This window comes from Pseudomonas fulva (assembly GCF_023517795.1).
GTDB classification, from domain to species: domain Bacteria; phylum Pseudomonadota; class Gammaproteobacteria; order Pseudomonadales; family Pseudomonadaceae; genus Aquipseudomonas; species Aquipseudomonas fulva_D.
This window is the reverse complement of sequence record NZ_CP082928.1, coordinates 4206018-4219660: the sequence shown is the minus strand read 5'-3', so window position 1 is coordinate 4219660 and position 13643 is coordinate 4206018. Positions and strand designations below refer to the sequence as shown.

The window sequence follows — 13643 nt, the reverse complement described above, 5'->3', positions numbered from 1 at the left end:
CCAATGAATGCGGGCACGAGGCTTGGCGCCTCGTGCCCGTTTACGACTCAGGGCGCTCGGTGACGACGCGCCTCGATGATATTGGGCAATTGCGACAGGCGACCCAGCAACCTGCCCAGCGCATCCAGCCCCGGAATTTCCACGGTCAGCGACATCGACGCCGTGTTGTCTTCCTTGTTGGAGCGGGTATTGACCGCCAGCACGTTGAGCTTCTCGTTGAGCAGCGTCTGAGTCACGTCACGCAGCAGGCCGGAACGGTCGTAGGCGCGAATGATGATGTCCACCGGGTAGGTCTGCACCGGCACCGGGCCCCAGCTGACCTGGATGATCCGCTCCGGCTCGCGGCTGCCGAGTTGCAGCACCGCCGCGCAGTCCTGGCGGTGAATGCTGACGCCACGGCCCAGGGTGATGTAGCCGACGATGGGATCGCCCGGCAGCGGCTGGCAGCAGCCGGCCATCTGGGTCATCAGGTTGCCCACGCCTTGGATCTGGATATCGCCGCGTTTGCCCGGCTTGAAGCCCTGGGCCTTGCGCGGGATCAGCTCGAGCTGCTCGTTGCCGCGCTCCGGCTCGACCAGTTGCTGGGCCAGGTTGACCAGTTGTGCCAGGCGCAAATCGCCGGCGCCCAGGGAGGCGAACAGGTCCTCGGCGGTGCGCAGGTTGGCTTTCTCGGCGAGCTTCTCGAAGTCCACCGGCGGCAGGGCGACGCGGGCCAGTTCGCGCTCGAGCATGGTCTTGCCGGCGGCGACGTTCTGGTCGCGGTCCTGCAGCTTGAACCAGTGGACGATCTTCGCCCGCGCCCGCGAGGTGGTGACGTAGCCGAGGTTGGAGTTCAGCCAGTCACGGCTCGGCGTGCCCTGCTTGCTGGTGATGATCTCCACCTGCTCGCCGGTCTGCAGGCTGTAGTTGAGCGGCACGATGCGCCCGTTGATCTTGGCGCCGCGGCAGTTGTGGCCGATTTCGGTGTGCACGCGGTAGGCGAAGTCCAGGGGCGTGGCGCCCTTGGGCAGGTCGATGGCGTGGCCGTCCGGGGTGAACACGTAGACCCGGTCGGGCTCGATATCGACGCGCAACTGCTCGGCCAGGCCGCCGATGTCGCCCAGCTCCTCGTGCCATTCGAGCACCTGGCGCAGCCAGGAAATCTTCTCTTCATAGTGGTTCGAGCCCGACTTGACGTCGGTGCCCTTGTAGCGCCAGTGGGCGCAGACGCCCAGCTCGGCTTCCTCGTGCATGTTGGAGGTGCGGATCTGCACCTCCAGCACCTTGCCTTCCGGGCCGAGCACCGCCGTATGCAGGGAGCGGTAGCCATTCTCCTTGGGATTGGCGATGTAGTCGTCGAACTCCTTGGGAATGTGCCGCCACAGGGTATGCACGATGCCCAGGGCGGTGTAGCAGTCGCGCACCGCCGGCACCAGCACGCGCACCGCGCGCACGTCGTAGATCTGGCTGAACTGCAGGCCCTTGCGCTGCATCTTGCGCCAGATCGAATAGATATGCTTCGCCCGGCCGCTGATATCGGCCTTGATGCCGGTGGCCTCGAGCTCCTCGCGCAGCTGCTCCATCACCTCGTTGATGTAATGCTCGCGATCCAGGCGGCGCTCGTGCAGCAGGTTGGCGATCTGCTTGTACTGCTCCGGCTCCAGGTAGCGGAAGGACAGGTCTTCCAGCTCCCACTTGATATGGCCGATGCCCAGGCGGTGGGCCAGCGGCGCGTAGATGTCGAAGACCTCGCGGGCCACGCGCTGGCGGCGCTCCTCGTCGGTGTCCTTGACGGCGCGGATCGCGCAGGTGCGCTCGGCCAGCTTGATCAGCGCGACGCGTACGTCGTCGACCATGGCCACCAGCATCTTGCGCAGGTTGTCGACCTGGGCCTGGGAGCCCAGCACCGTAGATTCGCCGCGCGGGTTGAGGCTGGCGCTGATGGCCGCCATGCGCAGCACGCCCTCGATCAGCTTGGCCACCACCGGGCCGAAACGCTGACGCACGTCAGCCAGGGGAATCTTGCCCTCACGCACGCCGCGGTAGATGACGGCGGCGACCAGGGAATCCTGGTCGAGCTTGAGGTCGGCGAGAATTTCGGCGATTTCCAGACCGGCACTGAAACTGGAGGTGCCTTCGGTCCACAGGTTCTGCGCCGCATTGGCCTGTTGCTCGGCCGCCCGGGCGAATTCACAGGCGGCGCGCAACGCATCACGGTCGAGGGCCGGGTCGACACTCGTGACGTGCTCCAGCCAGGCCTCGAGATTGATACTGCCATCGTCGTTGATGGGCTGGTGCACTCTAACCTGAACCATCTAATACCTTCCCTATCACGGGGCACGCCCCGTTGAATGTCGCCGGGCTTCTGCGAGCCGGTCGGTTTGACCAATCGGCGCAATTCCTGTGCGCCACTGCATTATCTGACAGCTTAGAGCTCGAACAGCGCCATCGCTTCGACATGCGCGGTTTGCGGAAACATGTCCAGAATACCGGCTTTCTTCAAGCGATAACCCTGTTGCAACAATTCGCCACTGTCGCGTGCCAGCGTCGTCGGGTTACAGGACACGTAAACCAGCCGCTTGGCACCCAGGCTGCCGACCTGCCGGACCACCTGCAGCGCGCCATCGCGCGGCGGGTCGAGCACGATGGCGTCGAAGCCGCCAGCCGCCCAGCCGGCCGCGGCCAGCGGGTTGGACAGGTCGGCCTGGTAAAAGTGCGCATTGGCCAGGCCGTTGCTGCGGGCATTGTCCGCCGCCCGCTCGACCATCGCCTGCACGCCTTCCACGGCAATCACCTCACGGGCGCGCTGGGCCAGCGGCAGGGCGAAGTTGCCCAGCCCGCAGAACAGATCCAGCACCCGCTCGTCTTCTCGCGGCGCCAGCCACTGCAAGGCCTGGGCCACCATGGCGGCATTCACCGCCGCATTGACCTGCACGAAATCGCCCGGCCGATAGGCCAGTTGCAGGTTCCACGCCTCCAGGCGATAGCCCAGCGACTGGGCGGCATCCACCGGTTGCGGCGCCCCCTCGCCCTGCAGCCACAGCTGGGCCTCGTGTACCGAGCAGAAGGCCTGCAGGCGGGCCCTGTCCACTTCGCTCAGGGGCTCGGTATGGCGCACCAGAATGGCACTGGCCGTGCCCTGGAACAGTTCCACATGACCAATGGCACGCGGCGCCTGCAAACCACCGAGCAGCGCCGGCAATGCACGCAGGATCGGCTGCAGTGGCTCGACCAGCACCGGGCACTCACTGATGGCGACGATGTCCTGGCTGGCCGCGGCGCGAAAGCCCACATCCAGGCGCTTGTTGCGGGCATCCCAGCGCACCGCGATACGCGCACGGCGGCGGTAGGCGAATTCCGGGCTGCTCAGCGGTTCGGCCCAGGCCTCGGGCTGCAGGCCGCCGAGACGGTCGAGCTGTTCGGCGAGCAGGCGCTGCTTGAGCGCCAGCTGTTCGGCGTGGGGGATATGCTGAACGCTGCAACCGCCGCAGATGCGCGCATGCACACAGGGTTCGACGCGCCGCCCGGGGCTGGCCTGGAACACCCGTTCGGTACGCGCATCGACGACCTTGCTGCGTGCATCCAGTACCCGCGCTTCAACCTCTTCGCCCGGCAGCGCGCCACTGACGAACCAGGTGCGCCCGTCGATAAAGGCGATGCCACGGCCATCGTTGGCCAGGCGCTCGATCTTCAGGCGCTGCTTCTTGCCCACCGGCACCTGGGCGGCACGGGTGCCGCCGCTGGGCTGAAAGCGCAGGCCGCCGTTCTTGCGGGCCATCAGTTCGCCACGGCGTCGTATACGCCGGTGGACAGGTAGCGGTCGCCGCGGTCGCAGATGATGGCGACCAGCACGGCGTTCTCCAGCTCCCGGGACAGGCGCAACATGGCCGCCACCGCGCCGCCGGACGACACGCCACAGAAGATGCCCTCTTCGCGCGCCATGCGGCGCATCACGTCCTCGGCCTCGGCCTGGGCCATGTCGACGATACGGTCGACGCGCTCGGATTCGAAGATCTTCGGCAGGTACTCTTCCGGCCAGCGGCGGATGCCCGGGATCGCCGAACCTTCCATCGGCTGCAGGCCGACGATCTGCACGGCCGGGTTCTGCTCCTTGAGGTAGCGCGACACGCCCATGATGGTGCCGGTGGTGCCCATGGAGCTGATGAAATGGGTGATCTGCCCGCCGGTCTGGCGCCAGATTTCCGGGCCGGTGCTGGTGTAGTGGGCGACCGGGTTGTCGCCGTTGGCGAACTGGTCGAGCACCTTGCCGCGGCCCTCGGCCTGCATGGCCAGCGCCAGGTCACGGGCGCCCTCCATGCCCTCTTCCTTGCTGACCAGGATCAGCTCGGCGCCGTAGGCGGTCATCGCCGCCTTGCGCTCGGCGCTGGAATTGTCCGGCATGATCAGGATCATCCGGTAACCCTTGATCGCCGCGGCCATGGCCAGGGCGATGCCGGTATTGCCCGAGGTGGCCTCGATCAGCGTATCGCCGGGCTGGATATCACCGCGCAGCTCGGCACGGGCGATCATCGACAGCGCCGGGCGGTCCTTGACCGAGCCGGCCGGGTTGTTGCCTTCGAGCTTGACCAGCAGGGTATTGCTGGTGGCGCCGGGCAGGCGTTGCAGGCGAACCAGCGGGGTGTTGCCGACGCATTCGGCGATCGTGGGGTATTGCTGGGTCATGGCGTCGATCAGGTCCAGACGGCTGCAGGGGGCGGCCATGATACCGGCAAATCGTTGCAACCCCTACTCCCCACTGCAGGCCTCGATCGGCTCCCGCGGTAACCGCCTGAGCGGCCAGAGCCCGCGAATACCGGCATTCCCAGGTGCCGACCGCGAGCGTGCGAACCAGCGAGTCTAAGCTGATAACCGATTCATCTAACGCCGGGTGATGCCGGCGATGATCGGCGTACCGCTGACCGGGTCGTGCATCAGGGTGCACTGCACCTCGTACAGCTGCGCGACCAATTCAGGCGTGACGATGGCGCTCGGCGCACCCTCGGCGACGATCTGGCCGGCCTTCATTGCCACCAGATGGTCGGCGTAGCGGCAGGCGCTGGACAGGTCATGCACCACCATGACCACGGTCTTGCCGGCCGAGGCCAGGTCGCGAATCAGCTCGAAGACTTCGATCTGGTGACCGAGATCCAGTGCCGAGGTGGGCTCGTCGAGCAGCAGCAAGGGCGTCTGCTGGGCCACCGCCATGGCGATCCAGGCACGCTGGCGCTGCCCGCCGGACATCGACTCCAGGGGGCGCTCGGCGAGTGCCTGCAGGTCGGCGACGCGCAGCGCTTCGTCGACGATCGCCTGGTCCTCGGCGGACCACTGGCGCAGCAGGCTCTGGTGCGGCTGGCGGCCGAAGCGGATCAGCTCGGAGACGGTCAGGCCGTCCGGCGCCGTGGCGTCCTGGGGCAGCAGCGCCAGTTGCCGGGCGACCTGTCTGGACGGCAGGCTGCCGATAACCTTGCCGTTGAGCAGCACCGCGCCGGCCGTGGGCTTGTGCAGGCGCGACAGCCCCGCCAGCAGGGTGGACTTGCCGCAGCCGTTGGGGCCGACGATGGCCGTGACCTGCCCGGGCGGAATGCGCAGGGACAAGTCGTCGATGATCGCCGCCTGGGGGTAACCCAGGCTCAGGCGCTCGGCCTGCAGGGTGACCTCGACCGCGGGCTTGGTGGCGAACAGGTTGGAGGTGGTCATGGGTTCAGCTCCACAGCAGCCGCCCGCCCGGGGCGGCCTTTCATGTCAGTTTGCGCGACGGCTGGCGCAACAGGATCCACAGCAGGTAGGGCCCACCGACCACGGCGGTGATCACCCCCACGGGAATCTCGATGGGTGCCAGCCAGGTGCGCCCGACCCAATCGGCGACGGTCATCAGCAGTGCCCCCGCAAGGGCCGCACAGCATACCGGCACACCACGGTGGCCACTCAGGTAGCGGGCCATCTCCGGCGCGGCGAGCGCCACCAGCCCCACCGGGCCGGCCACGGCCACCGCCAGGGCGGTGAGCAGCACCGTGGTGACCAGGGTCAGCAGGCGCATGGCCTTGAGGCGCACGCCCAGGCCCACCGCCACGCTGTCGGCAAAGCGCATCAGCTCCAGGCGCTGGGCCAGGTACTTGACCAGCGGCAGGCACAGCAGCAGGCCGACACCCAGCAGCCACACCGCCTGGGTGGGGCGCGCGTTGAGGCTGCCGACCGTCCAGGGATAGGCGACGTTGGCGGCGTCGATGTCGGCACGTGCCAGCATCAGGTTGGTCAGCGCGCCGAACACCGCGCCCACGGCGATGCCCACCACGATGAAGCGATACCCCCGCGCCCCGGCGCCGGCACTCAGCCCGAAGGCCAGCACCGCGGCCGTGGTGGCGCCAGTAAGCGCCAGGGCGGACGGCGCCAGGGTGGTCGGCACGGCGACGATGGACGCCACCGCAAAGGCCGTGGCGCCATCGTCGATGCCGATCACTCCGGGTGTGGCCAGGCGATTGCGCGCCAGGGTCTGCAACAGGCAACCGCCAATGCCGAACGCTGCACCGGTGAACAGGCCGGCGACGAGGCGCTGCAGGCGCAGCTCCTGCACCAGAAACACGTGCATCGGCTCGCCCTCGCCGAAGGCTGCGGCCAGCGCCGTCCATGGCGACAGGCCGGCGGCACCGGATGCCAGGCTGACGCCGGTGATGATCACGATGGCCAGGGAAAGGCCCAGCGCGGCATACACGCCACGGCGGTTGAACAGCAGGCGCAGCGAGCCGACCACCAGCAACCAGTAACCCGTGGGCGCCTTGGGTGAGGTCGTTGCCTTCATAGGGTCGGCAACCTGTGGCTGCGTACCACCGCGATCAGCACGGGCGCGCCGATCAACGCGGTGACCACGCCGATCGGCAGCTCGTAGGGGCTGACCAACAGACGCGAGAGGATATCGGCGAACAGCACGATGATCGGCCCGAGCAACAGTGACAGGCCAATGGTGCGACGGATGTCCGGCCCCACCAGGCGGCGCGCCACGAAGGGCACCACCAGGCCGACGAAGGCCATGGGCCCGGCCGCTGCCGTGGCGGTGCCGACCAGCACGGCGACGCCGAGCAAGGCGCCCAGACGGGTCAGACCGGGGTGATGGCCGAGCCCGGTGGCCATCTTCTCGCCCAACGCCAGGGCCGCCAGCGGACGAATCAGCGGCGCCAGCAGCAGCAAGCCGAGCAGCAGGCCGGGCGCGCTCCAGGTCAGCACGTCCTGGGGGCGACCGGCCAGGGCGCCGATGATCCAGAAGCGGATCTCGTCGGAACTACGCTGGTCGTGCAGCAGAATCAGTGTGCTGATCGCGGTGAGGATGCCCGAGAAGGCGGCACCGGCCAGCACCAGGCGCACCGGGTCATCACCGACGCCGCGTACCTGGGTGACCAGCAATACCAGCAGGCACCCAACCAGGGCGCCGCCGATGGCCACGCCCAGGTTCAGGGTCGCCGCGCTGGCGCCCAGGCTGATCGCCAGCACCACGGCGAACGAGGCTCCTGCGCTGACGCCAAGCAGGCCGGGCTCGGCCAGGGGGTTGCGGGTGGCCGCTTGCAGCACCACGCCCGCGGCGCCCAGCGCCACGCCGACCAGCACACCCAGCAGGGTACGCGGCAGGCGCAGCTCGAGGAGCACGAAGCGTGCCTCGTCATCCACGCCGCCACTCAGCGCCGACAGGCTACGCAGGATGCCCACCTCCCCCGCGCCGATCAGCAGGCTGGCGATGCACAGCAATGCCAGCGCCGCGCTTACCCAGGCCAGCGCAGCGGCCAGCGTCAGGCGAGCGGGTTTTGCCGCGCTGCTCATTGCGAGGTGACGGCCTTCTCCACGTCATCGAGAATCACCTTGGCCGCCAGCGGGCCGGCGCCGCTGCTCCAGATCTGCCCGTCGACGCTCTGCACATGGCCGCTGCTGACCGCTTTGAGGCGCGCGAACGCCGGCTGCTGGCGCGCCTGTTCCAGGGCCTTGGCGCCACCGGCATTGAGGGTGGCGAGGAACAGCCAATCGCCGTCGATGCGCGACAGGTTCTCCAGGCTCAGGGCATCGCTATGGGGTTTCTGGGTCAGCTCGGCGGCCATCGCCGTGCCCTTGAAGCCCAGTTGGCCCAGCAACTGGCCCACGAACAAATGCTGCGACATCACGCCCGGGCCCTGCGGGCTCCAGCGCACCACGGAAGCGACCTGGCCCGGCTCGATCCTGCCCTTGAGGTTTTCGATACGTGCGTCGACCGCCGCGACGGCAGCCTCGGCTTGCTGCTGCTTGCCGAGCGCCTGGCCATAGAACGCGACGTTGTTGCGCCAGTCGGCGAAGGAATTGCCCTTGGGTACCAGGGTCGGCGCGATCAGGCTGAGTTTCTGGTACTGATCCCGGGTCAGCTCCGGCCCGGCCAGGATCAGATCTGGCTGCAGGGCGAACACCGACTCCAGGTTGGTTTCCCGCGCGGTGCCGACGATCCTGATATCGCCCGCCTTGTCCTTCAGGTAGCCCGATACGTCGCTGCCGCCGCGGGTGGCGACGCTGCCCAGCGGCTTGACGCCGACGGCCAGGGCCACATCCAGGGCGTTCTCGCTCAGGGTCACCACGCGCTGCGGAGCGCCCTCCAGCCTGACCTCACCATAGGCGGTATCCAGGCTGCGCGGCTCGGCCAGTGCACCTCCCAGCGGCAACAGTGCGAACAGGCCGGACAGCGCCAGCAGGCGGGAGCAGCGAGATAGGCGAGCGATCATCAACATATCCTTTCTTCAACGGTAAAATCGTGCCGCCGCGTCGTAGGGCTGTAACGCGGCAGCGGCAATACTGCATCACAAATGCGCAGGATTTTCATTTACATATGTAAATCCGGGCGACTCATTGCGCCCCCCACTGGGCAATGCCCCCGTCATCCCCGGCGCTCAGGCGCAGCGCCGGACCAAGGGAGGCCGGCAGCATGGGCCCGTGGCCGAGGTCGGGGTAGCGCTTGTAGCGAACCGGGCCATGGTCAACCGCCGCCAACTGCTCGGCAAGCTGTTCGGCTGCATTGGCCGGTAGCGCGGCGACGGCGTCACGCCGGGCACGCACCTGCGGATCGTCGTTCTTGCCTGGCGGGCGTTCGCGCTGCGCGCCACCGGTCAGCAGCGTCAGGTCGAACGGCTGCGGGCGGGCGACGAAGGCCCGGGCCTCCTGGAGAATGAAGCCGCCCTGCCACCACAACGACGGATCGGCGGCGATATAGCGGTGGAAGCTCGCCGGCCGGGTGAACAGCGCATGCAGCGTCAGCAGCCCGCCGTAGGAATGCCCCCAGAGGCTCTGCCGTTGCCGGTCGATAGGCGCCTGCGCCTGCACCAGGGGTTTGATGCGCTGCTCGATCAGGTCGAGAAACTCATCCGCGCCGCCGCCGCGCCGTTGCCGGGCGATATCGTCAATCACCGGCTCGCCGCCTGGCAGCGGCGGCGTGTAGTCGTAGGCACGCGCCGTCGCATCGAAGCGCAGGTCGGTGGCATAGCCGATGAACACCAGCACCGGCGGGCCGCGCCTGGCCAGGTCGGCCAGCTGCGCCTCCCGCAGGGCCCCCAGGGCGGCGTTGCCATCGAGCAGGTACAGCACCGGATAACCCGCCGGGGGCGCGGCCTGCTCGGGAATGGCGGTCCAGATGCGGTAGTGGCGCTGGCCGTCGGCCGAGGCGAGTTCCTGTCGGGTGAAGCGGTAATGGGCCGAGCCCTGATCGGCCAGGGTCGGGCCCAGCGGCTGGGACAGATCAGGCTTGGCCACGGCGGCCCCGCTGAAGGTCGCCAGCACGATAAGAATGCTCAACCATCGGTTCATGAGCCCACCACACCGAGCTGCTGCCAGACCGGCAGTGTATCGCGCTCGAAGCGGCTCAATTGAGCCTGCAACGAGTCATCTGGATTGGCCAGCGGTTGCCAGCCGATCTTGCGCAGCAAGGCGTCCGCGGTCTGGCACAATAGGGCACCACGCAGCGCGGGGTGATCGAGTAACACACGTGCGGCGGCCATCTCGACAAAGCTCGCCGCGATCCCGGAGCCCAGGCTCGGTGCTGCCAGGTGGGAATAGCGAGCGCCAGCCAGCACACGCTCGCAGATCACCCGGTTGAAGGCCTGACAACCCGCCACATCGACCTGCCCAGGCAACAGGGGGTGCACATGCCCCGCGGCCGCCAGCGCCTGAAGCGCCGGACTGATGCTGCCAGCCTGCCCGGCCAGTGCTGGCAATCGCAGCAGGCTGGGAAAACTCTGCGGCCGCTGCGCCAGTGCCTGCAGGATCGGCGAAAACAGCGACGCAGCCCCCTCGACCGCGCCGATGCGGGTCTCGAACGTCACACCGCCGTGGGTCGGTGCACCGGGCAAGGCAGCCACCACCTGGTCGAACAGTGCGGCCTTGTGGGCGTACTCGTCCAGCGCCCCGGTATCGCGCTGATAGAGATCCCGGCGCTGGGTCTGGTTGCGGGCAAGATCCTTGAAGGTCTCCCTCAGCACGGTGCCCTGCAGGCCCGCCAGTTGCTCGGTCACGTTGGCCGGCAGCGAGAGCTCGTCGATGTTGTCCATCAGGCTGGCGCTGCCCAGATAATCGGTGCTGCAGGCCTGGAACGCCGCCATCACCTCGGCCACCGGGAGTGTGTGCCAGTGCTCGTTGAGCAGCTCGTGGGCGAGGTAGTGCGGATCATCCTGCAGGCAGCGCTCGACATAAGCCGCCACCTGTCGGTCATGGGCGAACAGCCCTGCCCCACTCGTCGCCAGGCGCTGCAACGCGCGCAACGACTCGACCACGCGTTGTGCCGAGCTGCCTGACAGGGTCTGCGCGTACTGCTGGACGAAACGCCGTGGCGCCGCGAAGAAATCTAGCCCTGGTTGAGCCATGTAGCCGACGAAGACAATTCCGCCGGGCTTGAGCTGACGCTCGACGAACTGCCGCAGGCGCTGCTGATCCGCCGCCGACACCCACGAGTAGATGCCATGCAGGATGATGAAGTCGTAACGTGGGGCAGTCTCGGTTTGCTCGAGCAGGCCCTGGAAACTGTTCTCGACGAATTCCACGTTGGTCACACCGGCAGCCTGTGCCAGCGCACGGGCATGGGTGATATGTTCGGCATTGAAGTCCACGCCGACGAAATGCCCCTGAGGATTGGCGACGGCCTGCAGTACCGTGGCGAAACCTTGGCCACAACCTAACTCGCAAGAGGCGAACGGCTGGCGCAGATCGGGGCTGGGTCGCCCCAGCGCACGCGCAGCGAAGCTCAGCCAGATCGGTGTGGTTTCGCGCTGGAAGAAATGTGGATAGGCAACGTCGGTGATGTAGTCGGCAGCCATACAGGTGAGTCCGTTTGAATGCAAAAAACCACCGCCCCATCAGAGGCGGTGGCCTGGATACCACCTGTCAGAAGGACGTGGTTGCCGATACGTAGAATGCTCGGCCCGGTTCGTTGTAGGTGTTGGCGCCTTCGCCACCGGCGATGCTTTCACGACGAATCTGCTTGTCGAACAGATTGTTGACACCTGCGCCGAAACGCCAGTTGTCGTTCAGCTCATAGTTGGCGGCGAAGCCCACCAGGGTATAGGGGTCTCGCTCGCGCAACGCGTCACCCGTGGCGGCGCTGCCCTGGCTGGTCAGGCGTCGCGGCTCCTGCTTGCCATAGTGAGTGACGATCAGTGACAGATCGAGGGCTTCGCTCACGCGCCAGTCGAGCATCGAGTTGACGGTGTACTTGGGAATTACCGACAGCGGCTCCCCGGTACTCTTGTTCTTGTTCTGGATCATGTAGGTGAAGTTGTTGCTCCAACTCAGCATCTCACCCTGATTGCCCAGCAGCGGAATTGTCAGGTTACCCTCCCAACCCGAGACAATGGCCTTGGGCGCATTGACCCACTGGTAGACCTCCGCATAGTTGGTGGCGCCCGGAACCACTTGAATGGGATCGGAGCCGTCGCCCATCCCGGCCACGACCTTGTTCTTGTAGTCGTTGTGGAAGTAGGTCAGCCCCGCAACCCAGCCGGCGTCGTCGAAGGCGATGCCCAGCTCTTTGTTGATGCTGGTCTCGGCCTCCAGGTTAGGGTTGCCCAGGATATAGCAGCCACCGCCACCGCCCGAACCATCCGGGCAGCCATTGCCCTTGGTGAAGTAGATGTAGTTGGGGTTGGACTGATATAGGTTGGGGGCCTTGAATGCCTTGGCGACGCCGCCCTTGAGGGTGACGGTGTCGGTTAGCTTGTAGGCGCTGTTGAGGCTCGGGCTCCAATTGTTGCCAAAGATGCTGTTGTCGTCGAAGCGCAGGCCAGGGGTCAGCGTCCAGTCGGGGGTCAGCTCGATGTTGTCTTCGATGTAGAGCGCGTAGTTGTCCGCGTCCGACTCGCCGCTGCGGGTGCCCGCGGTGAAACCCGGCAGAGTGATGCCGCCGAACGACGCGGCCTGGCCATTGGAATACGGATCGTCCAACTCTTCACGCACGTACTCGCCGCCGAGGGTCAGCGTCTGATGAAAGCCCAGCGCCAATGGCAGGTTGAGCTCACCGTGCAAACGGTAATTGTCCAGTTCAGACGTCGATTTATCCTGCCCGCTGATACCGGTTTCCGGCCCGCCAGCCAGCGCCTCGGCCATCCGTCGGTTGCGGGTGTTCTCGTAGGAAATGCCAACCTGTGAGGTGCCAATGTCCCAGTCACCACGATGGGTGATCGCCGCGGTCTGGCGGTACATGGTGTTGGTTTCGCGGCCGAGCAAATTATTGGTATTGCCCACTGTGGTGGGGTGATCCTGGGCGCGCTCACCGGCGTAGATGTTGCCCTGGCGACTGAAGCCGGTCTCGAACTCCAGGGTCTGCTGCTGGGTGACGTCCCAGCGCAGCAGGGTGTTGATATCCTTGTTGCGAACACCTTCGCGCCCGGCTGGAGCGGGGTTGGCGCCCAGGGCGTAATCGTCGTTCAGCGCGGCATCGTCGGCTTCGGTCTTGTTCAGGTTGCCGTAAACGCGAAACGACAGGTTGTCGGTCAGCGGCCCTGCCGTGTTGAAGCTCAGCCGTCGGGTCGAGCCCTCGTCGCTGTTTTCCGGCACGCTGGTGTACGCGGTGACCGACCCGGAAACCGTCTTGCCAGGCGCCTTGGTGATGATGTTCACCACGCCGCCCGCTGCGCCCGAACCATAACGGGCAGCCGCCGGGCCGCGCAGCACTTCGATGCGCTCGACCGCCTCGGCCGGCACCCAGTTGCTGTCGCCGCGACCGTTACGCTCACCGGAGCGGCCCATACGCACAGCGTTGCGCGAAGCGACGGGGCGACCGTCGATAAGAATCAGGGTGTTTTCCGGGCCCATGCCGCGCAGGTCGATCTGCCGGCTGTTGCCAAACTGGCCACTGGCGCTGTTGCCGGTCAGGTTGACGCCCGGCATGCGACGGATGATTTCGGACAGATCGTTGGCCGGCGGATGTCGCTGGATGTCGTCAGCCGTAATGATCGACACACCGGAGGCCTGCTTGAGCTCCTGCTCGGCGGTACCGATGATCCGCGTCTCTCCGATTTCCAGCGCCTGGCCGCCCTGTTCCGCTTGCCGGTCTGCGCTGGCCGCCGCCTCATCGAGGGTGATTTCGCTAGTTTGTGCAGTCGCCACTGTCGGCACACTGAACGCCATCATGATGGCCGTGGCCAGCAGACTCGGTTTGTACTTCGGATTCATCGACATCA

Annotated in this window: 10 protein-coding genes; all 10 read right to left on the bottom strand. The window is 66.7% G+C overall.

The window, feature by feature from the left end; translation table 11 throughout:
- Positions 1-47 precede the first annotated feature (47 nt).
- The 10 genes from relA to K8U54_RS19400 all read right to left on the bottom strand — a co-directional run bounded on the left by relA (position 48) and on the right by K8U54_RS19400 (position 13635).
- Complete coding sequence (gene relA / locus K8U54_RS19445; protein WP_249907354.1) at positions 48-2294, bottom strand: GTP diphosphokinase; 2247 nt, start codon at positions 2292-2294, stop codon at positions 48-50.
- Between the two features lie 113 nt (positions 2295-2407).
- Positions 2408-3757 (bottom strand): 23S rRNA (uracil(1939)-C(5))-methyltransferase RlmD, encoded by a 1350-nt coding sequence (rlmD, locus tag K8U54_RS19440; protein ID WP_249907353.1) that lies wholly within the window; start codon positions 3755-3757, stop codon positions 2408-2410.
- On the bottom strand, positions 3757-4662 hold the full coding sequence (gene cysM, locus K8U54_RS19435) for a cysteine synthase CysM (protein ID WP_249910478.1): 906 nt from the start codon (positions 4660-4662) through the stop codon (positions 3757-3759). Before cysM ends, rlmD begins: the two co-directional genes overlap by 1 nt.
- Positions 4663-4857: 195 nt before the next feature.
- Positions 4858-5676: an ABC transporter ATP-binding protein gene (locus K8U54_RS19430; RefSeq protein ID WP_249907352.1), complete on the bottom strand. Its 819-nt coding sequence runs from the start codon at positions 5674-5676 to the stop codon at positions 4858-4860.
- A 40-nt stretch (positions 5677-5716) separates the two neighbouring features.
- On the bottom strand, positions 5717-6775 hold the full coding sequence (locus tag K8U54_RS19425; RefSeq protein WP_249907351.1) for a FecCD family ABC transporter permease: 1059 nt from the start codon (positions 6773-6775) through the stop codon (positions 5717-5719).
- The gene (locus tag K8U54_RS19420; protein ID WP_249907350.1) at positions 6772-7785 is read right to left on the bottom strand and encodes a FecCD family ABC transporter permease; all 1014 of its coding nucleotides are present in this window, start codon (positions 7783-7785) and stop codon (positions 6772-6774) included. The genes K8U54_RS19425 and K8U54_RS19420 overlap by 4 nt, the downstream gene beginning before the upstream one ends.
- Positions 7782-8705, bottom strand: coding sequence for an ABC transporter substrate-binding protein (locus K8U54_RS19415; RefSeq protein ID WP_249907349.1), 924 nt, complete (start codon positions 8703-8705; stop codon positions 7782-7784). Before K8U54_RS19415 ends, K8U54_RS19420 begins: the two co-directional genes overlap by 4 nt.
- A gap of 121 nt (positions 8706-8826) precedes the next feature.
- On the bottom strand, positions 8827-9780 hold the full coding sequence (locus K8U54_RS19410; protein ID WP_249907348.1) for an alpha/beta hydrolase: 954 nt from the start codon (positions 9778-9780) through the stop codon (positions 8827-8829).
- Positions 9777-11282 carry a class I SAM-dependent methyltransferase gene (locus tag K8U54_RS19405; protein WP_249907347.1) on the bottom strand — a complete coding sequence of 502 codons (1506 nt, stop codon included), beginning with the start codon at positions 11280-11282 and terminating at the stop codon, positions 9777-9779. The genes K8U54_RS19410 and K8U54_RS19405 overlap by 4 nt, the downstream gene beginning before the upstream one ends.
- 67 nt (positions 11283-11349) lie before the next feature.
- A complete protein-coding gene (locus tag K8U54_RS19400) occupies positions 11350-13635 on the bottom strand; it encodes a TonB-dependent siderophore receptor (protein ID WP_249907346.1) in 2286 nt (761 codons plus the stop codon).
- Between the last annotated feature and the right edge of the window lie 8 nt (positions 13636-13643).

What these genes read in the sequence shown, in the direction of transcription:
- relA (WP_249907354.1), bottom strand. Translation starts at nt 2,294, where the DNA reads ATGGTTCAGGTTAGAGTGCACCAGCCCATCAACGACGATGGCAGTATC.
- rlmD (WP_249907353.1), bottom strand. Translation starts at nt 3,757, where the DNA reads ATGGCCCGCAAGAACGGCGGCCTGCGCTTTCAGCCCAGCGGCGGCACC.
- cysM (WP_249910478.1), bottom strand. Translation starts at nt 4,662, where the DNA reads ATGACCCAGCAATACCCCACGATCGCCGAATGCGTCGGCAACACCCCG.
- K8U54_RS19430 (WP_249907352.1), bottom strand. Translation starts at nt 5,676, where the DNA reads ATGACCACCTCCAACCTGTTCGCCACCAAGCCCGCGGTCGAGGTCACC.
- K8U54_RS19425 (WP_249907351.1), bottom strand. Translation starts at nt 6,775, where the DNA reads ATGAAGGCAACGACCTCACCCAAGGCGCCCACGGGTTACTGGTTGCTG.
- K8U54_RS19420 (WP_249907350.1), bottom strand. Translation starts at nt 7,785, where the DNA reads ATGAGCAGCGCGGCAAAACCCGCTCGCCTGACGCTGGCCGCTGCGCTG.
- K8U54_RS19415 (WP_249907349.1), bottom strand. Translation starts at nt 8,705, where the DNA reads ATGATCGCTCGCCTATCTCGCTGCTCCCGCCTGCTGGCGCTGTCCGGC.
- K8U54_RS19410 (WP_249907348.1), bottom strand. Translation starts at nt 9,780, where the DNA reads ATGAACCGATGGTTGAGCATTCTTATCGTGCTGGCGACCTTCAGCGGG.
- K8U54_RS19405 (WP_249907347.1), bottom strand. Translation starts at nt 11,282, where the DNA reads ATGGCTGCCGACTACATCACCGACGTTGCCTATCCACATTTCTTCCAG.
- K8U54_RS19400 (WP_249907346.1), bottom strand. Translation starts at nt 13,635, where the DNA reads ATGAATCCGAAGTACAAACCGAGTCTGCTGGCCACGGCCATCATGATG.